We start from the raw sequence: 24442 nt of genomic DNA on the forward strand, positions 1-24442 counted from the left end.
GCGGATGGGTGTGGGATGGGAAGGAGCGGTTTCACCTGGTGGCGGTTCCGATCACTTTTCTGGGAGGATCGTCGCGGTCGGCGCTGCTGCGACGGTGGGGGTGAGTGCTGCTTCGGTGGTCGCGGGGTAATAGTCGGGGGTCGTGGTGCCCGTGAGGAAGTCGGCGGTCCAGCCGAGTGCGAGCGTGCGGAGCACCGTTGTGTTCGCGATGCTCGGGGTGCCGCACAGCAGTGTTCCCAGTGAATCCGAACTGGTGCCCTCGGCGTCGGTGTGCACGCCGTTGCTCACGCGGATGCCGAGGAACGGTCGATGAAGCTGTTGCTGGACTGCCGTGGTGCCGCTGCCGAGGTTGTTGCACAGCGACGGTGCCGCGGCGATCGTCAGGATGGGTAGGTCGGTGGGGTCGAGGTCGGCGAGTGCGCGGTCGCTGTTGTCGCCGAGAAAGGATTTCACCGGATCCAGCAACACCAGACCACGCAGGCGCGAGAACATCTCCTGGTGCGCGACATGAAGGCGGTGTGCGACGAATGCGACCGCCTCGGCGCCGGCGGAGTGTCCGACGAAAACAAGGTCGCTGGGCAGCTGTGGGGCGACCAGGCCCGCGTGTGCGGCCGCGGCCGTGAGGCTGCGGGCGAGTGCGCCGTTGGGGTCGGTGGCGGTACCGAACAGGGTCGCGACGTTGTCGAGGAATCCGGTGTTGTCGCCGAGATTCTGCAGCGTGCATCCGGCGAGATCCATGAACGGCAGTGCGGGCGCGAAGACCAGATAGCCGCTGTCGGCGAAGGTGGTGGCCAGCTGTGCGACGTTGCTGTTGGTGCGGGCGAAGCCGTGCTGGATCCAGACCAGGCCCTTGGGGGTTCCGGTCGGCAGGTACCAGTCCGCACTCTGCTGCAGAGTGGTTGCGGCGCAAGGGATATCGATCGCGCCTGGGAGTCGTGACGCGTCCGCTCCGGCGGTTGGCGCGGCGAAGGTGATGGTGCAGGCGGCGATGATGGCGGCGCTTAAAGCGGCCAGGGCCGAACCTCGAGAACTCATGGTGACTCCAACAATGGCGCGACGCCGGTTTCGCTCTGCGGAACGACGTTTCTTAACTGCGATGGTTCATTAGCGCCCACATATGTGTGGTTGTCAAGTGGTGGCCCGGCGACGTGTGATCGTGAATTCGCGCTGGACGGCACCGGCGTGAGCGCGATACGTTTCCATAGGTGAAACATTGTTTCAGAAATCGAGAGGTGCGGTGAGCTGGTGAGATCGGCGCTGTATGTCCCCGGCAATCGGCCGGAACTGTTCGACAAGGCACTGGCCGGTTCCGCCGACATCGTGCTGCTCGATCTGGAGGACGCCGTCCCGTTGCGGCAGAAGGAGACGGCGCGAGCCGAGGTCTCCGCTTGGCTGCGCACGGTCGCCGATGCCGGACAACGGATCTGGGTGCGGGTGAACTCCGGTTCGCTGTGCCCCGACGACTTGCGGGCGGTGGCACTGCCCGCGGTGTCTGCGGTATGCCTGGCGAAAACTGAATCAGCGGAACAGGTTCGGGCGGCGGACGAGGTGTTGCGGGAGTGCGAACCGCGCGTCGGCGCGATTCGGGTGTGCCCGCTGTTGGAGAGCGCTGCCGCCGTGCTCGACGCCAAGACGATTGCCGCCGCCCCTCGGGTATGGCGGCTGCAACTCGGGGAGGCGGATCTGCGCGCCGATCTGGGGATCGAAACCAGTTCCGACGAACGCGAACTGTTGGCGATCCGCACCCACGTGGTCCTCGCCAGTGCGGCGGCGAAAATCGCGCCGCCGCTGGGGCCCGTCGACACTGATTTTCGCGATCTGGACCGGTTGCGTGAGCGGACGAAAGCCTTGGCGCGGATGGGGTTCCGCGGGCGCGCCTGCATCCATCCCGCGCAGCTACCCGTGGTCAACGAGGTGTTCACCCCTGCCGCGGCCGACCTGGAGCGGGCCCGCGTACTCGTGGGCCGATTCGAATCCGCCGCCGGGGGCGTCCTGCTCGATGAGGGCGGCAAAATGGTGGACGCGGCCGTGATCCGCCAAGCGCGCCGCCTACTGGAGGATTGACACGGCATGCCGAGCATTCAGTGCTCACGCAGCAGCGAACCCGCACCCTCGATCCGGTCGTTGATGCCGTTGTCGCGCAGTGCCATCCACCAGGTCGCGGCATTGATGGCGATCACCGGTTTACCCAGCCAGCGTTCGGCCTCATCGGCCAGGCTCACCATGGACAGATTCGTGCCGCACTGGACGAGCGCGTCGATGTCGTCGCCGTCCACCTCCCGTAGGGCGTCGCGCAGCGTGTCCTCGGTGACATGGGCGATCGATACCGCGGTGGGGCAGCGCAGCCCGGTGATCGCGGCGACGTCGAAGCCGAGTTCGCCGAAGAACCGGACCACATTTTCGTCGCCGATCGGCTGATAGGGTGTCACGACGCCGATTCGCTTCGCGCCGTAGAGCGTCAGCGCCCGGCGGCATGCCTCGGCACCGGTGGCGACCTCCAGTCCGGTCGCCTCGTGGATCTGCTGGATGAATTTGCGGTTGCCTTCGACGCCGCCCCAGAAGGTTTCGGCCGACATACCCATCACCATGTAGTCCGGTTCGCAGGTCATGATCCGCGCACAGGTCCCGTCCATCTCGGCGCGAATCTGTTCGAGCAGATTGGCCATGCCCGCGTCGTCGCCCATGTTCTGGTCGCGGATGTGGATGCGTCCGAAATGCGCGGTGACCCCCGGTACGCTCATGCGTCCGAAATCCGGTTCGACCACGGTATTCGTCGATGGGGCGAGTACGCCGAACTTGCGTCGCCAGCCCAGTACGTCAGGCATTGCTCATCTCCCGGTTGCTTCGGCTTTCTCGGAGGTCACGGTGGCGGCGGACAACCGCCACGCGGCGGCCAGGAACGCGGCTTGGGCCGCGGTGTTGCACAACTGTTCAATCCACTGCAACGTCACTGACTGGTCCGCGCGGGAGGCCAGCGGTCCGAGGATGTAGAAGCTCAGCAGTTGCACGCCGAACAGGGCCGCGGTCACGGTGTCGTCGCGGTCACGGGCGATTCCGATCAAATAGATTCCGGTGATCGTCGCGAACACCGTGGTGCTGACCAGCATCGGGATCGAGTCGCGGGCCAGCACGGCGCCGAGACCGCAGACCACGGTGAGTCCGATGACCAGGTATCGGAGCCAGTTCGGCGAGGTGCCGGTCCTGGTTCGGGCCGCGGCCAGGCAGAGCAGCCCGAATCCCAGCGTCAGGAACGGAAACAGCATCTCACTGAGCCACGGCAGGACAGGACCGTCCGCCGCGGCCATCAGTTTCGCGCCTGCCTTGGTGAGCCCGCCGACGCCGACGAACACCGCGGCCGCGATCATCGCCGGTCCGCCGCCGAGCACTCGGCGCAGCAGCACAACCCCGACGGTGGTGAACAGCACCGGCGCGAAATCCTCGATCGCCAGCGAGATCGGGTAGTCGATGGCAGCCGTGCTCATTCGGCGAACAGATCGCGTCGTCGCAAGCCCGCGGTGGCGAAGCGGCCGATCACCTTCGGGGTGGTGAGCCAGCGGACGTGGGCGCCGTTGCGTCGGTGGGTGAGGGCGCGCTCGGCCAGCCAGGGCGTGACGGTCTCGACACGGTCGGCGAGGATGTTGAATATCTTGCGCGCCTTGGCCAGTTCCTCGGGATCGGCGTAGCCGTTGGTCAGCAGGTCGGTGACCACCATGCCCGGGCTGAGCAGCCCGACGGACACCCCGGCGGGGACCTCCTTCGCCAAGGCCTTGGTCAGGTAGGTCAGCGCCCGTTTGCTGGCGCCGTAGACCGACAGTCCTGGCACCGTACGGCCGTCGCTGCCGAGGCCTTCCATATTCCAGACGTGTCCGCCGCCCGCCGCCGCCATCCCCGCGATCGCGACGGCGGAGCCGTTGATCGCGCCGAGCAGGTTGGTTGATACGACCTTCGCGGCATCGGCGGCGGGCAGTTCCCACACGGGCGTGCGGGTGTGGGAGATGCCGGCATTGTTGATCCAGACGTCGACGCCCCCGAAGCGGGCCACCGTCGCGTCCCAGAGTGCCTGAAGCTGCTCGCGGTCGGTGACATCGGCGGGTACCGCCAGCAGTTCGGTGTCGGGAAGTTCCGCGCGCAGCGTGTCGATCCGCTCGGTATCGGTGCCGCACACCGCGACTCGATGCCCGCGTTGCAACAGCGCGCGGGCGATGCCGAGCCCGATGCCGCGGGTACCGCCGGTTACTACGACGGTGCTCGTCGTCGGCCCGCTCATGCGCGCACCAGTACCCCGTGCAGGACAGCGCTGAGGCTGTTGTGCTCGAACAGTTCGTAGACCACGGCGAGCTCGGCACCCGCGCCCATGCCAGGTTCGGCGTCCATCATGAACTCCCGTCCGTTGAGTTTGCCGCCATCGGGGAAGTGCAACACCGGGTAGTTGGCCCGGCCGTACGAGGTCGCGTTTCCCCAGGCGCCGGGCCCCTCGTGGAACGAGCGGACACCGTCACGGCGCACCGTCGCCCGGTATTCGCGGTCGAGGGCGCCGCTCCAGGTGACGTGGTGCTCGGCGGTCAACAGGCTCAACGGCGTCACCTCGATGGTGATGCGTACGGTGCCGTGGCGTTGCTGGTCGGCGCCCCACAGCTCGCAGTCGCCGACATAGCGGCTTGCGTCTTTGGTCGGCAGCACGAAAGGAGTAGCTCCGCAGCGTGTTTCGTGCTCGATGAGGTCGTCGGCGAGCGCCGGATCGCGAGTGTAGACGCCATTGAACACCCCGACCATGGCCGGTCCCTGGTACAGCACCGAGGAGTACACCTGGGTGTCACCGAGTGTCAGGTTCCAGGTGTTCAAACCTACCTGCCAACCGGGGCCGTAGTAGTGCGCGTCGACGAAGCTGCCATACGGTCGACCGGCGCCGTAGAAGTCGGGGCCGGTGTAGAGGCGATCGCTGTCGGAATCGACGACGCCGAAGGCGAACGGCGCACCGAGCGCGAACCGGCCTGCGAGTTCACCGCCGCCGGTGAGACCGCCGTCCATGAAGTAGGTCGTCGTTCCGTCGGCGAAGACCGATGAGCGGCGGATGTCTTCGAAACCACGCCAGACGCCGTCGGCGGTGAACAGCGACGGCCTGCCGACCCATTCACCCGCGATGCGCTGCTGCCACTGGCTCGGCGCTTCGGCGGCGGTCATGCGAGCAGCTCCGCGCGCACGCACGCGGTCTGATCGTCACCGAACAGTCGGGCCACCTGCGCCCAGACCGGATCCACTTCCGGGCTGAACAGATTCGCCCGGTTCACGCGGTCGCGGACGGCCGTATCGGCGTCGACCGCGGGAACTCCCCTGTCCACCAGGGTGAGCCAATGCTGGAGATAGTCGCCGACGGTGGTGTCGAGGGCGCGGAAGGCGGTTTCGGTGGCTCGACAGACGACCATCCACGGCGACATCATCGCCCGCTGCCGCGGACCGATCGCCGCCGCCGACACACCGTCGAGCTGCCAGGCCGCCTCCAGTAGCGGGGTCAGCGGCAGGAATGCGGCATCGAGATAGGTGAGGTTCACCGCCAGGTCGGCACGCGGAACGAGATCGAGGTGCATGGCGTAGTACTCGCCGCCGTGCACCGAATCCAGCGTGAAATGCGGGACCGCCGAGTCGGGAGGGGTGAAGGCGAAAAGCATATGGCTGTCGAGGTGGATCGCGGGGACCACCAGATCGACGGCGACGAGCTTGTCGATCCGGTCGCCGTGCAATACCCGCAGCCTGCCGACCGGTTCCGGCGACATCGCGCTGATCAGCGGAATATCCTCGGCGACAGTGAGTTCGAGTGCGGTGCTCAGTGTCTGCAAGGTGCGGTCGCTGAGTGCGGTGGGCAGGCTCATCGCGGTGTTCCTCCGTTGCGGGCTTTGTGCACCCAGGCTTGGGCGAGTTCGGGGTTGTCGCGGCGGGCCGGTGAGGCGATGACGGTGGCGGTTCGGCGCGGTCCGTCGCCGGTGATGGTGTCGTCCTCGCCCAGCCACCAGCCGTCCTTGATCAGCTGAGTGCGCCTGCGCCGGTAGGCGATTTGCAGCGCGTCGCTGCGGACATGCAATTCGTCGGCGAGGTCGAACGGCAGCAACTCCGGGCGCTGCCCCTCGACAATCGGTTTGTCCTGCAGCAGGATCGCTTTGATTCTTCTGCGGGTGTCGGCGTCGGCCCATTTACCGGTGAAGAAGTTGCGGTAGCCGAGGATCTTGATCAGGGTGCGGTCCTGCGACAGCGGGATATTGAAGTCGTAGAGCAGCAGATCGCCGATGGGTAGCCTGATGTGCAGTTTCACCACGTTGGGCAGGTACCAGCCGTTGGTGACCGTCACGAACTCGGGGCGTGGCTTGTTCCGGAACAGCAGCCCCCACAGCCCGCCCGGCGGTGGCGGACTGAGCTGGATATCGGCCTCCGCGGACCAATCATCTTGGCGGATGGAGAAATTCGGAATCTCGGGCTTGTCCGGATTGCCGAACCTGGTGCCGTGCACGAAGGGCGTGTGCGAGGCATCCACTACGTTCTCGAAGGTCCGCTCGTAGTTCGCCTCGACCTCCATCTCGAACTGCACGACCCGGAAACTCGGATCATCGTGGACGGGGATCTCCGGGATCGGCGGACGTTGATCCTCGGGCAGATCGCCGAGAAAGGCCCACACCATGCCGTAGCGCTCCTGGGCGGGGTAGGCGTCGACGCGGGCCTTCTTCGGGATGATCCGATCCTCGGCATTGGCCGGGATCCGCACGCAGGCGCCTTCGGCGTTGTACTGCCAGCCGTGGTACGGACAGGCGATGCAGTCGTCGGTCACCGTCCCCATCGACAGGGCGCCACCGCGGTGCACGCACAGGTCCGACAGGCACACCACCGACCCGGTTGTGGTGCGGTAGAGGACGAAGTCTTGGCCGAGGCAGGTCACCTTCTTCGGCGTGCGGCCGACCTTGTCGGCGAATTCCAGTGCGTACCAGAAGTTCTTCAGCATTGTTCTCGCTCCGATCGGTGGGGCCACAGGATGTCCGCGGCGACGAATTCGGCGAGTTCGGTTCGTGCTGCTGCCGAGTCGCACAGGTGGGTGCGCAGGAATGCGGAGGTCAGGCGCGCGAACGGGGTCAGCGCGTCCGCGTCGTCGCCGCCGTCGAGGAAGGCGCGGGCGGCGGTCGGATCGGCATCGGCGATACCGAAATGATTGGCTCCTTCGATGACTGCCAATAGGTGCTCGCCTGGTGGCAGCGCCTCGTGGAAGGTGCGAGCCACCGGATCGGGGCGGGTCTCGCCGTCCTCGCCGTAGCGGTCGGCGCTGCCCGCGATGACACCGTCATTGGTGCCGACGCCGAGCAGGACCGGACAATCGACCTGCGCGGGCAGCACGGTGCCCGCGGGCCAGCCGAGCATGGTCGCCACCAAAGTGTGCGCGCCCCAGGCGAATACCGCCGCGACGGAATCGAAGAAGCGTGCCGACTGCAAGACCACGGTGCCGCCTGCCGAGTGTCCGCCCAGCGCGATCCGGTTCAGGTCGAGTGCCCCGCGCAGCGGGCCCTGCGCGTTCAACTCGGCGAGGGCGTCGATGACCGCGCCGATGGTCGGGCAGGTCGGTCGGGTGCCGTAGGTATCCGGGCGGGCGGCGGCCAGATCGACGCCGCACGTCAGACCGCGCTGACCCCCGAACAATTCGGCCACCCGGTCGAAAGTCACGACGACGAAACCGCTGTCGGCAATCGCGGTGGCGAATCGGCGGTAGGAGTCCTGGCCGACATTGACCCCGGACAGGAACACGACCACCGGATACGGCGCTGCCGCGGGATCGGGCGCGAAGACGCCGGTCAGGCGTTCGGCATCGTCGCCGGTGGCGATCGCGGGGTAGTAGACCTTCAGATGGGCGGTATCGAACGGTGCGGTTCCCGCGGTGCGGGCCGACCACCAGAGTGAACGAACAAGTCTCACGCAGGCACCTCTTCGACGTGGTGTGGGCGGATCGGGTGCGCACTCATCCGACAGGCCTCGGCAGAATTCGGTCGCCGCCCCACAGGCCACGTACCAGACGCTGGGTCAGATCCGCCCCGAACATCCGCTCGCCCATGGCATTCGCGGGATCGCGTTCGGCGATATTGCGACGGATGGCCAGGTCTCGCTCCGCCAACCGGGCCCGCTCATCGACGGGCACCGGTGTCGCCGCGTCGACCCACCCCAGCCACTGCTCGACCCGCGCCGTGAGAATTTCGGCGACCGTCTCGCGATTGGCCTGGTTCGGTGGGAAGGAGTAGCAATACGCGGTGGGGGACAGGCTGGACCGGATGAAGCCGGTGCGGCTGGTGAACCAGGTGAAATCGGGATGTTCTTCCTTGAAGGCCAACCACGGCGCGTCATTGTCGGCGTAGTAGCTGTCGAAATAATCGCCGTCGCCGACCAGATCGCCGCGTGGTACCGCATCGACATAGAACCAACCCTGCGGCCACAGCAGCAGCGCGATGCCAAGATGTGGGACCTGGATCTGTGGTCCGAGCCACGCGGTGAGATGCAGATTCACGAAACCGGTGCGGGGGTCGCCGATCCAGGAATGCACCAGCCAGTCGATCTCCGGGCCGGTATAGGCGGCCAGACTCCCCGCTGGTCCCGTCGCGGCGTCGCCGTAGTTCTCCAGGGCCTCGGTCGAGGGATCTCTGGTCAACTCGAAACGTTCGGCGATCCGGGATTTCAGCCCGCTCAACAGATCTCGCCATTCCTGGAACGTCTCGGTGACGTCGATTCTGGCGGTGGCGTCGACCATCTGCTCGACGTGTTGCACGGTTTCACTCATCGTCGCTCCGGTTCTGTCGTCACTGCGCTTGCCTCGTCATGGCGTCCAGCGGCCACCGAGGGCGTCCGTCCACCAGGCCTGTGCCTTTGGATACGTTGCGGTTCATGGCTTGCGCAGGCCGCACGGTCGCCCGGACATCGGCCGCGCCGGGCGGTGCGACGGTCACGATCGGGTGGCTGATCACACCGGTGAACGGCCCGCTCCACGCGGTCCACAACGTGAAATCGGGGCTGAGCGCGTACACCGCGCCGAGCAGTTCGCCGTGTTCGTCGCTACCGGCGGCCACCACATTGAGCCGGTTCTCCGCCGCGCGTTCGGACAGACCGAGTGCCAATTCCCACGGTTCGGTCGGCGAGCAGGGTACGGCCACGACGTCGGCGTCCTGGAGCGCGGCCAGCCGGAATGTCTCGGGGAAGAGCGCGTCGTCGCCGACCACGATGGCCAGTCGGCCCCATGGCACGTCGAAGACGGTCACTGCGGTACCCGGCTCCGTCAGCCACGGAAGGCGTTTGGTCGGATGCAGTTGAGGTTGGCGGCCGAGCACCCCGTCGGCGGTGACCAGCACACCGTGGTGCGCACCGCCGGCGCGCACACTCAGCACCACGTGTGCCGTTGTGCCGTGTAGCGCGTCGACGACTTCCGGTATCGAAATCGTCGACAGCTCGGGGAGCACGATCAACTCGACTCCGTCGGCGGCGAGTCGGGCCAGTAGTCCCGGGTCGGCGACCGCGAGCGCGGTACTCAGCGAATCGGCCCCGGCGGCCGCGCGTCGCCCGCGCGGTGTGTCGGTGAGTGGCGCGTAGAGCTCGGGCCTGCGCGCGGCGAGGATGTCGGTGCCGTCCGGTCGACTCTTGTCATCGGCCAGTGACACGTCGATATCGGCGACGACGATCGCCTCACCGGTGGCGGGCGCTACCGCGACCGGGACGCCGTCGGGGCCGACGATCTGGCTTTCGCCCGCACCGTGCAGCCGATCCTGCGGCACCCCGAGGCGGTCCGCGATCGAGGGCAGCTGGTCGGCGGGGAGCAGGGGGCCGACCTTGTTGGCGGCCACCACCCAGACCTTGTTCTCCGCGGCTCGGACCGGAATGTGCAGGCTCGCTTCGTCGATGGCGAAGGAGTTGAGGCTGTTGAGCAACAGTTGGGCCCCGCGCAGTGCCAGCGACCGGGTGACCTCGTTGATGACGCCCTCCATGCAGGCGTACATACCGATCCGGCCGAGGGGAGTCTCGAGCACCGGCGATTCGGTCAGGCCCGGATCGAGATAGTCGTTCTCGGCGCCCATCAGGATCTGCTTGTCGGATTCGCCGAGCAGTTCGCCGTCGGGGCCGAACAGCAGGCTGGTGCCGGTGGTGCGGCCGTCGGCACGGGCCAGGGTGACGCCGATCTTCACGAACAGCCGATGGTGGCGCGCCCGCTGCGCGATCGAACCGCAGAAGGCGTCGCCGGGTGTGCAGGCCATTCGGCGCGCGTGCGCACGGTCCTCGTACCAAGATAGGTGGTTACAGAATTCGGGAAGAACCACCAGTTCGGCGCCCGCGGCGGCCGCGGCGTCGATCATGCGGAGGCAGGCGTCGAGGTTGACCGCGACGTCGGTTCCCGCGGCGAGTTGTGCGGCCGCGACTCGGGTCATGAACTCGGACCCTCTCACTCGTCCGGCGTTTCGGACAACGAAACGACGTTTCCAACAGTGCCCTGATTCTGTACCCCGGTGAAGGATCTGTCCAGGGGTGGTTCGACATTTCACGCGCCCGTAATTCGTGAAAACGTCGCTTTTTCCGTCTGTCTTGACAGTGGTCGGCACCGCGGGTTCAATGTGGCAATCGCGAAACTGTGTTTCTCTCAGCGGAACACGAGTGGAGGTTGAGGATGACGAGACATCCCGCATCCGTGTCGGCCGCACTCTGCGCAGTCACCGCCGGACCGGTCGCCGGTGGGCAGCTGGTGCTGCTTGCCAAACCCCTTGGTGGTGTGGTCGGAGTGCCCGGCGCGGTGGTCGGCTACATCGTGCTCACCGGTGCGGTGCTGGGTCTGTTCGCCGCGTTGCTGTGTCTATGGCGGTTGCGCTCTTCGGTCGAAATGGCAAGTGCGTGTGGTGTTCTCGCGGGCATCGCCGTTCTGGTTGCGGGCGCCGCGGATACCGTCGCGGTGTTCGCCGTCGCGGTGCTGGTGGCCGGTACTGTCACCGGGCCGCTGCTGGTCGCCGGTCGTACTCTCGCAACCGATCTCGGACGCCGGAGTTTTCTCGTCATGCACGCGGCGGCGACAGCGGGACTGGTCGTCGCCGCGTGGCTGGCCGGCCGGTACTACGAGAATCCCGGAGCCGGGGTGATCGCCGCGGGGGCGCTGACCGCTGTTCTCGGTGTGAGCACCGGACTGTTGCGAGCACGCCTCGCCGAAGCACCGATTTCGCGCCGTGCGGCCACAATCGGCGCCGTGCCCCGTGCCGCGCTGGCAGGATATGTCGCCGTAGGACTCGTGGTCGGGGGCACCGTGCTGCCCGCGCTGCATCTGCTGTTGTTCCGCTGGAACGAATTCGGCGCCGAGCAGCTCAGCTGGCTGTTGTTCGCTGCCGCACCCGCGGTGTTCGTGGTCGCGCTGCCGGGACGTCGACCGGCCGCCGTGCCCGTGCTGTTGATCCTGGCGGCGGGTGGACCGGTGCTCGTGGCGACCGCATCGGGGCCGGTGTTGCTGACGATCGGGCTGGCCGTGACCCTGGCGGTGGCGGCCCGTGCGATGACGGCCCTCGACGAGCAGGTGTGCCTGCGCGCCGATCGGGCCGCCGCCACCGCCGTTGTCACAGCGAGCGCGGGTTTGACCGGTCTGGGACTCGTTGATCTGCTCGGTCGAGTCATCGGTACCGGATCGGCGCTGACCGTGCTGGCCGCCTGCGTACTCGTCGCGGCCCGGCTCTGCGGCGGGCACGACCCCGCCGCGTCACCTCCGCCGGGCGTGCTCAGCTCACACAACGAAGGAGGCGCGTCGTGATCGGTTTCGCCACGATGACCCGAGCGGCCGCGGCCGCACTGCTCGGCGGATGTCTGATCGGCTTTCCGGCAGCGGCATTCGCGCAGGAGCCCGCCGCGATACAGGTCAGTGCGAGAACCGACCTGACCCAAGGACAGCGAATCACAGTCAGCGGCAGCGGCTTTCGAGCCGGTCTGGCGGCGGTCGCGGTGGGCATGTGCAAACAGGGCTTCACCAACGGGCTGAAGGACTGTGATCTCGACGGTGGCGCGACCTTCGTCAATATCGGCGGGGACGGCACCTTCGGCCCGCTGACGTTGACCGCGCACCCCACGTTCCACGCTATCGACTGCACCCGGCAGCAGTGCGTGATCGCGGCCGCACCGCTGCCGGGCACCGAACCACCCGCGGTCATCGCCGCCAATTCGGCTGCGGTATCGGTGGCTTTCGCGGGTTCCGGCCCGCCGATGCCACCGGCTCCCGCCCCGGCTCCCGCGCTGCGGTCCGACTCCGATACCGAAGGCCCATCCACCGTGCTGTGGGCGGTGACCGCGGGCCTACTGGTGATCGTCGCCGGTAGTGCCCTCGCCGATCGGCGGCGATTGTGAAATCCATCAGGAGGAAGATATGAAACGCATCGGTACCCCGCTCGGGATTCTCGGGGCCGTCGCGGTCGCCGCGATCTGGGGTGCGACCCCGGCGACGGCCGCACCGGCTTTGCAGGTGAGTAAGTCCACCGGACTCGCGGCCGGGCAGACCGTCATCGTGACGCTGGACGGACTGCCCCCGAATATGCCCGCCGTGGCGGTCGGGCAGTGCAAACCGCAGATCACCGGTCCCGCGGACTGTCATCTCTCCGGTTCGATTCTCGGCGCCGCCGACGGGCAGGGGCGGTGGCAACCCAACCCGGGTAAAGAGGCGATCACCCTGGTAGCCGCCGTCGGTACCACCGATTGCGCCGCAGCGCCCGGCGCCTGCACGCTCAGCGTCACCAGTCTGACGAACGCGACCGAGATCCTCGCCTCGGTGCCGTTGACCTTCGGCCCCGCCGCCGAAACGCCGGTGACCGCGACCGATACGGCCGAGGCCGAGTCCGAGGACGCCGACAGCAATACCGTCATGACGGTCGGCATCGCCGCGGGTGTGGTGGTGATCGCCGCGGTCGCCGTCGCCGTCGTGGTACGCAGGCGCGGCCGAAACAACTGAAATCCCCGGACGGCACGGCGGCTTCGCGCCGCCGTGCCGTTCGGCCGATCCCCGAACGGAGTACCCCGATGCCGCCAGCGACCAGGTACTGACCCATATCGTGCTGATGTTTCGCTACGGTCGCGCCGTGGTCGGATAGGCCCTCGCGGGTAGTCCGGTGCCGCCGGCGCGGAAGGCGCCCGGAGCGTGCGTGACGGTCGTTTGGACGTACTCGCGTAGGCCCTCTTCGGCGTATTCGCGGCCGAAGCCACTGTTCTTGATACCGCCGAACGGGGCCCGCAGGGACATGCCGGTGCGGTTGTGGGTGTTGATGAAGGTGAAGCCCGCCTCGACGCGAGCGGCGAACGCGCAGGCGCGGTCTTCGTCGGCCGACCACACCGAGGCGGCCAGGCCGAGGTCGGAATCGTTTGCCCTGGCCAAGACTTCGGCTTCATCACGATAGGTGAGTAGCGGTACGGCCGGGCCGAACTGCTCCAGGCGGACGAGGTCGGCATCGTCGGGAACGCCGAGCGCGAGGATCGGATCGAGGAAATAACCCTCCGAGGTCGGCGCGGTGGCGAGCGCGACGATGTCGGCGCCCCGATTCCTGGCGTCGGTGACGAGTCCGCGCACGCGTTCGGCGGCCGCCCTGGTGGCTACCGGGCCCATGGTGACATCGTCGTCCAGCGGATCACCGACGGTCAGGATGCGTTGTGCGGCAGCGATATAGGAGTCGACGAACTCGGCCAGCCGGGTCTGCGGCACATACAGCCGTTTGGCCGCCATACACACCTGGCCTGCCGTGGCGAAGGAGGCGAGGACCAGGCGTTCGAAATCTGCTGGGGACAGGGCGAAGTCGTCCAGGAACACTGCCGGGTCGTTACCGCCGAGCTCCAGCGTCACCGGCTTGATCGCGCGCCCGGCGGCGGCGGCGATCGCGCGCCCGGCTTCCTCGCCACCGGTGAAGGCGACCTTGCGGATCAGCGGGTGCGCGATCAGCGCGTGCACGGTATCCGGGCCGCCGTGGATCACTGTCGTGGCGGGCAGTAGTTCGGCCGCGGCGGTGACGGTCAGTGGTGCCAGTGGTGATGGTTTGAGCACGACCGCATTGCCCGCGGCGAGTGCGGGACCCAGTTTGAGCATCGAGAGAATGATCGGGGCGTTCCAGGGGGTGATGGCGGCGACCACGCCGAACGGTCGCGCGGACAAGGTGATCCGTCCGTGCGCGTCGTCGGTTGTCCGCGTGCGGAAGACCTCGGCCGCATGGTCGCGCACCCAGCGCAGATAGTGTGCGGCGAAGCCGATTTCGCCCCGGCAATCGGTGACGGGTTTGCCTGTCTCGCGCGCCAGCAGCATCGCCAGGTCGGCACTGCGGTCATCGAGTGCGTCCGCGGCGGTGCCGAGCGCGGCGAACCGGGTCTCGGGCGGGCATCGTGACCATTCGCGAAACCGGTGCTGTGCCTCGCCGACCACGGCATCGACCGCGTCCGGTGCGGTCGAGGTCACGGTGCCGACGATCTCGCGCGGGTGGGCCGGATTCTCGCGCTCGATTCTCACGGCCGGATCTCCAGCGAGTCGAGCAGGCAGGCCCGCCGTAGATAGGCGCGCGCGGCGACCGGATCGGCGGCCAGTTCGCGCAGGTGCTCGCGGTAGCCGACGTCGCGTTCGCGCATCCGGTTCCAGTTGTTGTGACTGATGCGCTGCACATGGTCCACGGCAACGTTTCGACGGTGCGCCGCCACCTCGTCGAGCCGGGCATCCGGGCCGCCCTCGATGACATCGGCCAGCGCGGATGCCATCTGGACCGCATCGTGGATTCCGCTGTTCATGCCCATCCCGCCGAGCGGGTTGTTGACATGGGCCGCGTCACCCATCAGCAGGACCTTGCCGTACCGGAATCGGTCGGTGACCCGCTGGTGCACCCGGTAGAGCGAGGCATGGGCCAGCTGCCACGGCCTGCCGAGGTCGACGACCGCCGCCAAACGCTCTGGCAGCCGCCGCAATTCGTCCTCGTCATCGGTGTCGACCGGGGTCGGCAACAGCACCCGCCAGTGCTGCGGGGTGCGCAGCAGCACCAGCCACTCGTCCGGGTCGAAGACATAGTTGATCGGCGCGATACCCGGTAGTGCGGCGGCCAGGTCCTCATCGACCGAGGCGACCAGGAAGCGTTCCGGGTAGGTGCTGCCACCGAATTCGACGCCGAGGCCGCGCCGGACAGCGGAATGCGCTCCGTCGGCGCCGATGACCCACTCCGCGTGCACCGGCCCCTTCGCGGTACGCAGCACCACCGAATCGGCGGTGCTGAGCAGCCCGTCCACCCGGTAGCCGAACCGGACATCGGCGTCGGCACCGAGGGCATCGAGCAGGATGGGCGTGAGTTTGCTCTGTTCACACTGCACCCGGAACGGGAAGGGGGTGTCCCCGGCCAGTACCTCGAGATTCAGAGTGGCGATCTCGCCGCCGCCGCGTTCCCGGTACTGGAAGGTCGAGGCGCGAATGCCCTTGCTTAACAACGCATCGAGGACATCGAGGTCTCGAAGCATCTCGAGGGTCGGTGGATGGAAGGTGGAGGCCCGCGACTCGGTAGCCAGCTCCTCGCCCTGCTCGAGTACGGTGACCGGGAAACCCCGGCGGGCGAGCGTCAGCGCGGCGGTGAGTCCGACCGGACCGGCGCCCACGACGACAACGGTGGGCTTGCTCATGAGGTGTGCAGGGCGAAGCGACCTTCGACGCCGACGACGCGAGCACCGGTGAAGAAGCGCAGCGTCTCCGCCGTCCCCTCCTCGCCGAGTCCGGACAGACCCCACGCGGGACGCGGTGTCATCAGGTGCAGGCTCATGATGGACGAGCCGTTCACCTTCACCTCACCGGCGCGGATCTGTCGAGCGATCCCGAGCGCGTGTTGTTCGTCGGCACCGCAGACGTAGCCTTCCAGGCCGTAGGGCACGGCATTGGCCAGCGCTACCGCCTCCTCGACCCGGTGATAGGTGAGGACACCGGCTACCGGTCCGAAGACCTCATCGGGCAGATCACCGTCGAGCAGTGCGGGGGCGAGGAAGTTTCCAGCCTCCGGCACCGCGCCGAAGGTGCGGACTTCGCGGTCGACGAACGAATGACGCACGGTCTGAACATGTTTCGAATGCAGGAGCGGGCCGAACTCGGTGAGCGGATCCAAGGGGTCACCGACCCGAAGTCCGGCGAGGCGTCGACCGATCGCGTCGACCAACTCCTCGGCCCGGTCGGCGGGCAGGATCAATCTGCCCAGGGCCCGGCACCATTGGCCGTTCAGGGTGGTCAGCAGTTCGGCGGCCATCCGCGCGGCGGTATCGAGATCGGCGTCGGGCAGCACCACGAGCGGATTGTTCCCGCCGAGCTCGAGCTGGCACGGGCGAAACAGCCCGGCGGACGCGGTAGCGACCGAGCGCCCACCGCCGAGACCGCCGGTGAACGAGACCGCCTTGATCTCGGGCGCGGCGACGAGTTGCGCGCCCACCTCCGCACCGCCCTGCACCAGCTGGAACATGCCGGCTGGCACGTGTTCGGCGATCGCCTCCGCCAGTGCCATCGAGCTGTAGGGCGCCAGTTCGCTGACCTTGAGGATCACCGGGCAACCGGCGGCGAGCGCGTTGGCGACTTTATGGGCGGCCATGGGCGCCGGCGCGTTCCACGGCACCAGGCACAGGGCAGGCCCGAGTGGCAGCCGATGCACCTCGACCCCTTCTCGGTCCTGGCGCAGTGCTCCGGTGCGCAACTGCTCGGCCGCGAGCCGAAACGACCCCGATACGATCGCACCGAGCAGCGAGGTCTGGGCGATCGGGACGCCGGTCGCGCGCGTATCCAGTTCCGCGATCCAGGGCAGCCGCTTGTCCAGACCGGTGGCGATCGCGTCGAGCATGTCGGGAGTGATCCGTCCCGCCGCCGTGTCGGCGACCGCGATGGCCCGTTCGACGCGCTCGGTCGCCGTCGCGACCGCCCTGGCGGCGGGTTTCCCGGTGGCCGGATCTTCCAGTGCGACACCGAGATCCACGGCCGGGGTGCCCCATTGCCCATCGATCAGGTCGGCGATGTCGGGGAGTTCGGCTGTCATCGGTCCGCCTTCGTCGGTGCGGTGGCGAACAATTCGTTCGCCTTGGCGTCGGTCACGATGCGGGCGACCTCGAGCATGCCCCGCTCGGCGGGGAAGGTCATGACCAAGCCCATGGCCAGATCGCGCAGTGCGCGCCCGGCCACCCCGCTCATTCCCGCCGCCGAGGTGCCGCCCGCCTTGAACGCGCCGAGCGCGACCTGGAAGCAGGCTTCGGTCACCGCGCCCTTGCCGAGACGCCACTGGGTGAACACCTCCGGCTTCGGTTTGAACGGCGGCTCCGCGGTTTCCACGGTCAGCTGATAGCGCAACCAGAGGTAGGCAGTCTGCAAGTTCCGGGTCATCTCACCGATGAGGACCTGGTGCACCGGGGCGGAGGCGATCGGTTCGCCGGTATCGGCGAAGGTCTTCGTGGTCGTCGCCGCGAGCATCTCGTCGTAGACATTCTGCGCGCAGCCGGTGTAGACCGCCGCGATGGCGAGCTGGTTGCCGACGAAACTGCCTCTGCTCATGGTGAGCATCTTCGCGAACGCGCCGGGCACCGCCAAGGCTTCGTCCTCGGGGATGAAGACCTCGTCGAGTCGAATGCCGTTGTTGGCGGTGGCCCGCATGCCGAGCCCGTCCCAGGGTGCCCGCACACTCACCCCCGGCGCGTCGCGGGGCACGAAGAAGGTCGCCAGCCCCTCGGCCGTGTCGTATCCATCGAGCTTGGCCGAGGTCAGGTAGTAGTCGGCCACGCCGGTCGCACAGCCGAATGATTTCTCACCCTGCAGGATCCAGCCACCCTCGACCCTGCGGGCGGTGGTGGCGATGGTGATGTTCGCGGCGGCGGTCTTGATCGCTTCGGAGGCGAAGTTCGCCAGCCACTTGCCTTCGGCCATGCGAGTGAGGACCTTCTCGGCGAAGGCTCGCACGATGGGGATCTCGTCGTCGGCGAACAGTCCGGCGTCGATGGCCTCCAGCGGCAGCAGGCCGCGTGAGGCGCTCGTGTTGTGGAAGAAGAACGCCAGCGCGGTGGACGGGCAGGCGGTGCCCATCGCGAAGGTGGCGGCGGCCAGATCACGCAGGGTGCCACCGAGTCCGCCGAACTTCTCCGGCACCACCAACCCGAGTAGTCCGGCCGTGCGCAACAGTTCGACATGGCTCGATGGGAAAGTGCCGAGCCGATCGGCTTCCTCGGCGGCCGCGCGCAGGGCGGGTAGCACGGCGTCGACCCGTTGTGCGCGTTCGCGTTCGGCGTCGGTCATGTCTTCGACGAGTCGTGCACCGATCATCGGATGATCCCCTCGTGATAGTTGCGGTCGTGGTAGATGAGTGGCGCGGCGGACCGGGGCGTCGCGGCGTCGCGCACGGACCCGACGACGATGGTGTGGTCGCCCGCGGTGTGACAGTCGGTGAGTGCGCAGTCGAGCCACGCGACGGCGTCGGTCAATACCGCCGCGCCGGTGCGCGCGGTGTCCCAATGCCCGGTGGTGAAACGATCGGCTGGTGCGGACCGGGTGATGGACGCGAAGCGTCTGCCGATGGCCTCGTGATCGTGCCCGAGGACGTTGACGGCGAAAACACCGCTCTCGCGGATCATTCGGCAGGTCGTGCTCGTTGAAACGAGGCATATCGAGATGAGCGGCGGGTCGAGGGACACACTGGTGAACGAACTGGCCGTCATGCCGTGTCGGGCGCCGTCGGCCCGGACGGTGGTGACGACCACGACGCCGCTCGCCCATCGGGCCAGAACCGCGCGGAGAATATTCGGCTCCACCTGGACATCCGTTTCGATAGTGGAAACACTGTTCCGCTCACGGTAACGCTCGATGTCGACTCGGCGCAAGCGCAATCACGATGGGGATGGTGTTTCCCATCGGGAAATCGACCGCTTAGACTGTCGGTGTGTCCGAAATCGAATCCGACAACCAGAGCCGGTCGATCGCCGCGGTCGAGCGCGCCATGGATGTGCTGTTGCTGTTCGGCCGTAGCGGCAGGCCCGATCTCGGTGTCACCGAGATCGCCACCGAACTCGGTATCACCAAGGCCGCGGTGCACCGCATCCTCACCGCGCTGCGCAATCGCGATCTCATCACCCTCGAACCGACCACGCGCCGTTACGCACTCGGGCATGCCGCCATCGCGCTCGGCCGGGCGTATCTGGCGCGCACCGACCTTCGGGTGATGGCCGCCCCGGAGCTGCGCAGGCTGGCGTCGGTGACCGGCGAGACCGCCACCCTCTCGATTCGCCGCGGCGACACCAGGATGTACGTGGATCAGGTGGTGCCGGATCAGGAATTGCGAATGGAGGTCGTGCTCGGTGTGCCGTACCCGCTGTACGCGGGCAGCTCCTCCAAGGTGATCCTGGCGTTCCTGCGCAAGGAGGAGATCGACGAATATCTGAGCAGGCACGAGTTGACCGCGTTCACCGACGCGACGATCACCACGGTCCGCAAGTTGCGCACGGAACTGAACGCCACGAAGAAGCGTGGTCATGCGATCTCGATGGGAGAGCGTCAGATCGGGGCGGCCTCCATCGCCGCGCCGATCCTCGACCACGACGGCGGGGTCGTGGCAGCGATCAGTGTGTGCGGTCCGCTCTCGCGCTTCCAGCCGCGCATGGCCGACTGTGTTCCGATGCTGCTGAAGGCGGCCGGGGCGATATCGGCCCAATTGGGCTACACGCCGTAGCCACGCCTCACAGCTGGGCACCGGGCTTGATGACACCCAGTACCGCCGCCGCGAGCACGCTGCCCCAGATCAGCCACACATAGGGGAGACAACCGTCGACGCTGCGCCGCAAGGTGCGCTCGACGGCCTCGCTCGAGCCCTCGGTCATCAGGGTGCCGAAGGCCGCACCGAAGGGGCGCAACGTCATTCGGATGCCGAGCCCCGCGGCGATCGCCAGGGTGTACAGCAGAATTTTCGCGCCGAGCCAGCGCGGGTTGGTCGTCACGCCGAACGGCTCGCTCGCCAGCAGGGCGTAGCCGCCTGCTCCGGCCATGGCCGCGATCACCGCGACCCGGATGGTGAGGTCGGCGCGACGGACCGAGGCGACCTTCCCGTGCGTGCGGTGTGCCTGCACCGCCAGCGCCAACCAGCCCGCGGCGAAGATCCACACCAGCACGACCGACCACCAAGGAAACAGGGCGATGCCGAACAGGCTCGCACCGTGTGGCTCCAGTGCCATCAGCGTGATTCCGCTGGGTAGGAACAGGATCAGACAGATCTTGGGCGCCAAGTCCAAGCCGCTCATGATCGTCAGCGCCGTGGCGCGGGCGGGCGGGGTGAGCGCCGGATCGAGCACTGAACGGCTGGAATAGAACACGCCGAGATCGCCGCCGAGCCAGAACACGAACAGCGTCAGGTGCAGCACGATCCACCAACCGTGCGGATGTTGGCCCATGGGAATCCTCGTCCTCGACTTTCGGGAAACAGTGTTTCCAAGTACCGTTCCGCCATAGTTTCATACCGAAACGCTGTTTCTGCAACCGAAACGGGGGGCTCCATGCGCGCCTTCTTCCTGACCGTCTTCTGTCTGCTCTCGGTGACTGTGACGACACCAGCACCCGCGTCCGCCGAAATCGGCGTCGCACACTTCGAGACCCGCATCGCCGGTGACGCGACGACGGTCTGGTATCCACTTGGCACCGATCGCGCACTACCGGTGGCAGCGGTGCTGCCCGGCGCCGACGTGAAGCGCGAGTACTACGGTCGGTTCGCCACCGAACTCGCCGGATACGGCTTCGTGGTGGTGATTCCCGAGCGCTACCCACTGCCGTTCGTCGACCGCAGCCTGGCCAGCGAATACTCGCTCACCGATATCGCGGCGTGGGCGCACGCTCAGCCGGGTGACCTGTCCTCACCGGTGCGCACCGTGATCGACCCGGAAACCCTGGTGGCCGCGGGTCATTCCTTCGGTGGCGCGACAGCCCTCTACGCTGCCGCGAATCGATGCCAGATGCCGTTCTGCTTCGGCTTGTCGTATCAGCATCCGCGCGAACTGCGCGCGATCGTCGGCCACGGCACCAACACCACGATCGGCAGCAGCGTGGATCCGGTGACGGTGAACGACATTCCGACGATGCTGATCAACGGCACGCTCGACGGTGTCTCCGAACCAGCCGAGGCCTACGACACCTTCACCCGATTGACCGGCACACCGGCCGCGGCCTTCGTCAGACTTGTCGGGGCGAACCATTTCGGCCTCGTCGATCAGAACAACCCACCCGGCGCCGCACCCGACCATCACGAGGCGACCATGCCTCGTGATCAGTCGGTGCACGCCGCCGCGCAGTGGACCGCACTGTGGTTCCGTGCCCAGCTCGGTGATGCCGAGGCGCGCGAGAGCATCCAGCGCACCGCCGTGGGATCCGACCCTGCGGTGACCATCGAATTGCGCTGAAACACAGTGCGGTGCTGACGTTTTCGTTTCCGAGGAGGGCGGCGAAACCGTCAGCGGCGTGGCCCGAGGGCTCCGGATCAGCGCAGTACCGCGAGGGCTTCCTCGAGGCTGAGGACATCGGCGTACTTGATGTCGAGGTCGGTGAGGTTGGCCTCGTGCAGGGCGGCGTCACGATCGCCGCAGGCGTCGGCGACGACGAGTGGTCGGAAACCGTGCTGCATCGCATCGGTCGCGGAGGCGCGCACGCAACCGCTGGTGGTGAGACCGACGATGACGAGGGTGTCGATGCGTTGAGCGGCCAGTGTCGCCGCCAGCGCAGTGGCGTGGAAGGCGCTCGGGTACTGCTTGGTGATCACCACGTCGCCGGGGGCCGGTGCCGGGTCGTCGAGAAAGTCGCCGAGCGGATTGCCCTGCTCGAATACTCGGAGCACGGGCACTTTGCGACGGAACAGCCCGCCGTCGGGACCGTTCGGTTCGAAACGCACGCGGGTGAAGATCACCGGCAGCCCTGATTCCCGTGCCTGCGCGACGATGTCGGCGGCGGCGCGCACCGCGTCCTCCACCGGTGCGCGCAGCGGTGAGCCGTCGGTGACGTAGGCGGCGCAGATGTCGACCACCAGTACTGCGGGGGAGTTGCCCGCGCCGAGGCGCGCGCTGTAGCCGGAGCGACGGTAGTCGCCCGCACGATCGGTCATGGCGACCTCCTTCTCAGATGATGCCGTCGGCGGCGAGTTGACCGATGGCCAACTCGTCGAGACCGAGCAGACCGCCGTAGACGTCCTGGTTGTGCTCGCCGAGCTCCGGGCCGGGGTGGCGCACCGATCCCGGGGTCTCGCTCAGTTTCGGGAAGACGTTCTGCATCGGCAGCTCGCCGAACTCCGGATGCGCGAGTCTCACAATGGCCTCGCGCGCGGCGAAGTGCGGGTCGGTGAACATATCTCGCGCGGTGAAGATCCGGCCCGCCGGTACGCCCGCCGCGTGCAACTGCTCGAGCAGCGCATCGGTCTCGAACGTCGCGGTCCACGCGGCGATCAGATCGTCCAATTCGGTCATCCGGGCGCCGCGGGCGTTATGTGTCGAATACCGTTCGTCGGTCGCTAGTTCGGAGCGGCCCATGGCCTCGACGAGGCGGGCGAAGACGGTGTCCTGGTTCGCGGCGACCAGGATCATCTCGCCACCGAGGGTGGGGTAGATGTTGCTGGGTGCGACATTCGGCAGCACCGACCCGGTGCGCTCACGCTGATACCCGGTGACCGCGAATTCGGGCAGCAGTGACTCCATCATCGCGAGCACCGCCTCGTAGATGGCCGAGTCCACCATCTGGCCGCGCCCGGTATTCGCGCGGTGGTGCACCGCGGCGAGGGTGCCGATGGTGGCGAAGACCGCGGCGAGCGAGTCGCCGAGCGAGATGCCCGCTCGGGCCGGGGCATGGTCGGGATCGCCGGTCACATAGCGAATTCCGCCCATGGCCTCCCCGATGGAGCCGTATCCGGCGCGCGGCGAGTACGGCCCGGTCTGGCCGTATCCGGTGACCCGCACCATGATCAGCCCGGGATTGGTCTCGCGTAGCCGGTCGAATCCGAGGCCCCAGCGTTCCATGGTGCCGGGCCGGAAGTTCTCGATCACGATATCGGCGCGCTCGATCAGCTGCCGTGCCAGCTGCTGCCCGGCGGGATCGCGAAGGTCGCAGGTCACCGACTTCTTGTTCCTGGCCACCACCGGCCACCACAGCGACTTGCCCGCCGACTGCTCCCGGCCCCACTGCCGCATCGGGTCGCCGGTGCCGGGGGATTCCAGCTTGATCACCTCGGCGCCGAGGTCGCCGAGTAGCTGGCCGCAGAACGGTCCGGCGAGCAGCTGTCCCATTTCCACCACTCTCAGATCGGCAAGCGGACCCGTCGGTGTTGTCGCCTCGACTGCCATGTGGTCGTCTCCATTCCGTGATATCTGCGTCGATGTCGCGGTGGACATATCGCGAACCCTCAATTTGGATACAATGTATCCCTTAGCGGAACAGAGCGGCAAGATGGCCGCTTACCCCCGCGACGAAAGCGTTGTGTCGACAGCAAATCTGGAGGATCTGTGAACGTCACGTTGGTCGAGGTCGCGCCGAGGGACGGCCTGCAGAACGAGCCGGTCATCGTCACGGTCGAGGACAAGATTCGGCTGGTGCAACGCAGTGTCGACGCCGGACTGCGCCGGATCGAGGCGGTCAGCTTCGTCCACCCGAAGCGGGTGCCGCAGATGGCGGACGCGGAGGCCGTCATGGCGGGAGTGCCACGGATCGACGGCGTGTCCTACGCCGGGCTGATATTCAACGACCGCGGCTTGGATCGCGCACTGGCGGCGGGTGTCGACGAGATCAATGTGGTGGTCGTCGCCACGGATTCGTTCAGTCGGCGCAACCAGGGATGCTCGACCGAGCAGGGGATCGAACACTGGTTGGCGTTGGCGGCAAGGGCGAAAGAGACGGGGGTGCGCCGCACGGTGACGATCGCCGCGGCGTTCGGCTGCCCCTTCGAGGGAAACGTCGCCGAATCGACGGTGCTGGAACTCGTGCGCCGCGTCGCCGAGGCACAACCCGAGGAGATCGCGCTCGCCGACACGATCGGCGTCGGCATCCCGGATCAAGTCAGCGCGCTGGCCACCGGCGCGGCGAAGATCGCCCCGGATGCGGACCTGCGGTTTCATTTCCACAACACCCGAAACACCGGGTACGCCAATGCCATTGCGGCACTGAACGCCGGCGTCCGCATCCTGGATACCAGCACCGGTGGCATCGGCGGCTGCCCTTTCGCACCCGCCGCGACGGGCAATATCGCCACCGAGGACCTGCTGTACACGCTGCACCGGATGGGCATCGAGACCGGCGTGCAGATCGAACGGGTCATCGAAACCGGTTCGTGGCTGGGCGAATTGCTCGGGCAGCCGGTGCCCGCTCTCCTCGGCCGGGCCGGTCTGTTCCCGGAACCGGCCCGAACCGCACCGGTCGACGCGTAACCGTTCCGCACCGCAGCGCCCC

The 24442-nt window shown here is 67.4% G+C and carries 25 protein-coding genes; 7 read left to right on the top strand and 18 right to left on the bottom strand.

The window, feature by feature from the left end:
• Positions 1 to 51: 51 nt before the first annotated feature.
• Complete coding sequence (locus tag ACLJPD_RS11515) at positions 52 to 1035, bottom strand: alpha/beta hydrolase (RefSeq protein ID WP_410872022.1); 984 nt, start codon at positions 1033 to 1035, stop codon at positions 52 to 54.
• 210 nt (positions 1036 to 1245) lie between these two features.
• Here ACLJPD_RS11515 and ACLJPD_RS11520 point away from each other — a divergent pair, with 210 nt between their 5' ends.
• Positions 1246 to 2064, top strand: coding sequence for an HpcH/HpaI aldolase/citrate lyase family protein (locus tag ACLJPD_RS11520; RefSeq protein ID WP_410872023.1), 819 nt, complete (start codon positions 1246 to 1248; stop codon positions 2062 to 2064).
• A 17-nt stretch (positions 2065 to 2081) separates the two neighbouring features.
• Here ACLJPD_RS11520 and ACLJPD_RS11525 read toward each other — a convergent pair whose 3' ends face one another.
• From ACLJPD_RS11525 to ACLJPD_RS11565, 9 genes are read right to left on the bottom strand one after another with little or no spacing between them, the layout of a single operon-like run.
• A complete protein-coding gene (locus ACLJPD_RS11525; RefSeq protein ID WP_410872024.1) occupies positions 2082 to 2825 on the bottom strand; it encodes an arylmalonate decarboxylase in 744 nt (247 codons plus the stop codon).
• Between the two features lie 3 nt (positions 2826 to 2828).
• Positions 2829 to 3482 (bottom strand): hypothetical protein, encoded by a 654-nt coding sequence (locus tag ACLJPD_RS11530; protein ID WP_410872025.1) that lies wholly within the window; start codon positions 3480 to 3482, stop codon positions 2829 to 2831.
• Positions 3479 to 4267 carry an SDR family oxidoreductase gene (locus ACLJPD_RS11535; RefSeq protein WP_410872026.1) on the bottom strand — a complete coding sequence of 263 codons (789 nt, stop codon included), beginning with the start codon at positions 4265 to 4267 and terminating at the stop codon, positions 3479 to 3481. The genes ACLJPD_RS11530 and ACLJPD_RS11535 overlap by 4 nt, the downstream gene beginning before the upstream one ends.
• Entirely contained in the window at positions 4264 to 5181 is a 918-nt protein-coding gene (locus ACLJPD_RS11540; protein ID WP_410872027.1) for a hypothetical protein, read from the bottom strand. The genes ACLJPD_RS11535 and ACLJPD_RS11540 overlap by 4 nt, the downstream gene beginning before the upstream one ends.
• Complete coding sequence (locus ACLJPD_RS11545) at positions 5178 to 5867, bottom strand: hypothetical protein (protein WP_410872028.1); 690 nt, start codon at positions 5865 to 5867, stop codon at positions 5178 to 5180. Before ACLJPD_RS11545 ends, ACLJPD_RS11540 begins: the two co-directional genes overlap by 4 nt.
• Positions 5864 to 6985 carry a Rieske 2Fe-2S domain-containing protein gene (locus ACLJPD_RS11550; protein ID WP_410872029.1) on the bottom strand — a complete coding sequence of 374 codons (1122 nt, stop codon included), beginning with the start codon at positions 6983 to 6985 and terminating at the stop codon, positions 5864 to 5866. The genes ACLJPD_RS11545 and ACLJPD_RS11550 overlap by 4 nt, the downstream gene beginning before the upstream one ends.
• On the bottom strand, positions 6979 to 7944 hold the full coding sequence (locus tag ACLJPD_RS11555; RefSeq protein ID WP_410872030.1) for an alpha/beta hydrolase family protein: 966 nt from the start codon (positions 7942 to 7944) through the stop codon (positions 6979 to 6981). Before ACLJPD_RS11555 ends, ACLJPD_RS11550 begins: the two co-directional genes overlap by 7 nt.
• 43 nt (positions 7945 to 7987) lie before the next feature.
• Positions 7988 to 8797, bottom strand: coding sequence for an oxidoreductase (locus ACLJPD_RS11560; RefSeq protein WP_410872031.1), 810 nt, complete (start codon positions 8795 to 8797; stop codon positions 7988 to 7990).
• 19 nt (positions 8798 to 8816) lie between these two features.
• Entirely contained in the window at positions 8817 to 10430 is a 1614-nt protein-coding gene (locus ACLJPD_RS11565; RefSeq protein ID WP_410872032.1) for a carbon-nitrogen hydrolase family protein, read from the bottom strand.
• A 236-nt stretch (positions 10431 to 10666) separates the two neighbouring features.
• On the opposite strand from ACLJPD_RS11565, the gene ACLJPD_RS11570 reads away from it, so the two are divergent.
• Genes ACLJPD_RS11570 through ACLJPD_RS11580 form a run of 3 tightly spaced genes read left to right on the top strand, consistent with a single transcriptional unit; the run spans position 10667 to position 12970 of the window.
• On the top strand, positions 10667 to 11785 hold the full coding sequence (locus ACLJPD_RS11570) for a hypothetical protein (RefSeq protein WP_410872033.1): 1119 nt from the start codon (positions 10667 to 10669) through the stop codon (positions 11783 to 11785).
• Positions 11782 to 12372 (top strand): neocarzinostatin apoprotein domain-containing protein, encoded by a 591-nt coding sequence (locus tag ACLJPD_RS11575; RefSeq protein ID WP_410872034.1) that lies wholly within the window; start codon positions 11782 to 11784, stop codon positions 12370 to 12372. Before ACLJPD_RS11570 ends, ACLJPD_RS11575 begins: the two co-directional genes overlap by 4 nt.
• Positions 12373 to 12391: 19 nt before the next feature.
• On the top strand, positions 12392 to 12970 hold the full coding sequence (locus tag ACLJPD_RS11580; RefSeq protein WP_410872035.1) for a neocarzinostatin apoprotein domain-containing protein: 579 nt from the start codon (positions 12392 to 12394) through the stop codon (positions 12968 to 12970).
• A gap of 114 nt (positions 12971 to 13084) precedes the next feature.
• Here the strand turns inward: ACLJPD_RS11580 and ACLJPD_RS11585 are convergent, their stop codons facing one another.
• From ACLJPD_RS11585 to ACLJPD_RS11605, 5 genes are read right to left on the bottom strand one after another with little or no spacing between them, the layout of a single operon-like run.
• Positions 13085 to 14506 (bottom strand): aldehyde dehydrogenase family protein, encoded by a 1422-nt coding sequence (locus ACLJPD_RS11585; protein ID WP_410872036.1) that lies wholly within the window; start codon positions 14504 to 14506, stop codon positions 13085 to 13087.
• Positions 14503 to 15651, bottom strand: a complete 1149-nt coding sequence (locus ACLJPD_RS11590; protein WP_410872037.1) for an FAD-dependent oxidoreductase — start codon at positions 15649 to 15651, stop codon at positions 14503 to 14505. Before ACLJPD_RS11590 ends, ACLJPD_RS11585 begins: the two co-directional genes overlap by 4 nt.
• The gene (locus tag ACLJPD_RS11595) at positions 15648 to 17036 is read right to left on the bottom strand and encodes an aldehyde dehydrogenase family protein (protein WP_410872038.1); all 1389 of its coding nucleotides are present in this window, start codon (positions 17034 to 17036) and stop codon (positions 15648 to 15650) included. Before ACLJPD_RS11595 ends, ACLJPD_RS11590 begins: the two co-directional genes overlap by 4 nt.
• Positions 17033 to 18307 (bottom strand): acyl-CoA dehydrogenase family protein, encoded by a 1275-nt coding sequence (locus ACLJPD_RS11600; RefSeq protein WP_410872039.1) that lies wholly within the window; start codon positions 18305 to 18307, stop codon positions 17033 to 17035. Before ACLJPD_RS11600 ends, ACLJPD_RS11595 begins: the two co-directional genes overlap by 4 nt.
• Positions 18304 to 18792 carry a flavin reductase family protein gene (locus ACLJPD_RS11605; protein WP_410872040.1) on the bottom strand — a complete coding sequence of 163 codons (489 nt, stop codon included), beginning with the start codon at positions 18790 to 18792 and terminating at the stop codon, positions 18304 to 18306. Before ACLJPD_RS11605 ends, ACLJPD_RS11600 begins: the two co-directional genes overlap by 4 nt.
• 128 nt (positions 18793 to 18920) lie before the next feature.
• On the opposite strand from ACLJPD_RS11605, the gene ACLJPD_RS11610 reads away from it, so the two are divergent.
• Positions 18921 to 19706 carry an IclR family transcriptional regulator gene (locus ACLJPD_RS11610; RefSeq protein WP_410872041.1) on the top strand — a complete coding sequence of 262 codons (786 nt, stop codon included), beginning with the start codon at positions 18921 to 18923 and terminating at the stop codon, positions 19704 to 19706.
• Between the two features lie 7 nt (positions 19707 to 19713).
• On the opposite strand, the gene ACLJPD_RS11615 is transcribed toward ACLJPD_RS11610, so the two are convergent.
• Positions 19714 to 20421 carry a hypothetical protein gene (locus ACLJPD_RS11615; protein WP_410872042.1) on the bottom strand — a complete coding sequence of 236 codons (708 nt, stop codon included), beginning with the start codon at positions 20419 to 20421 and terminating at the stop codon, positions 19714 to 19716.
• Positions 20422 to 20523: 102 nt separating this feature from the next.
• Between ACLJPD_RS11615 and ACLJPD_RS11620 the strand changes: the two genes are divergently transcribed.
• Positions 20524 to 21420 carry a hypothetical protein gene (locus ACLJPD_RS11620; RefSeq protein WP_410872043.1) on the top strand — a complete coding sequence of 299 codons (897 nt, stop codon included), beginning with the start codon at positions 20524 to 20526 and terminating at the stop codon, positions 21418 to 21420.
• Positions 21421 to 21497: 77 nt separating this feature from the next.
• Here the strand turns inward: ACLJPD_RS11620 and ACLJPD_RS11625 are convergent, their stop codons facing one another.
• Both ACLJPD_RS11625 and ACLJPD_RS11630 read right to left on the bottom strand, forming a co-directional pair.
• Positions 21498 to 22115 carry an isochorismatase family protein gene (locus ACLJPD_RS11625; RefSeq protein WP_410872044.1) on the bottom strand — a complete coding sequence of 206 codons (618 nt, stop codon included), beginning with the start codon at positions 22113 to 22115 and terminating at the stop codon, positions 21498 to 21500.
• A 13-nt stretch (positions 22116 to 22128) separates the two neighbouring features.
• Entirely contained in the window at positions 22129 to 23343 is a 1215-nt protein-coding gene (locus tag ACLJPD_RS11630; protein WP_410872045.1) for a CaiB/BaiF CoA transferase family protein, read from the bottom strand.
• A gap of 159 nt (positions 23344 to 23502) precedes the next feature.
• Here ACLJPD_RS11630 and ACLJPD_RS11635 point away from each other — a divergent pair, with 159 nt between their 5' ends.
• Positions 23503 to 24420 (top strand): hydroxymethylglutaryl-CoA lyase, encoded by a 918-nt coding sequence (locus ACLJPD_RS11635; RefSeq protein WP_410872046.1) that lies wholly within the window; start codon positions 23503 to 23505, stop codon positions 24418 to 24420.
• The last annotated feature ends 22 nt before the right edge of the window (positions 24421 to 24442 follow it).

This window comes from Nocardia sp. A7 (assembly GCF_046549215.1).
In the GTDB taxonomy this organism is placed as follows: Bacteria; Actinomycetota; Actinomycetes; order Mycobacteriales; family Mycobacteriaceae; genus Nocardia.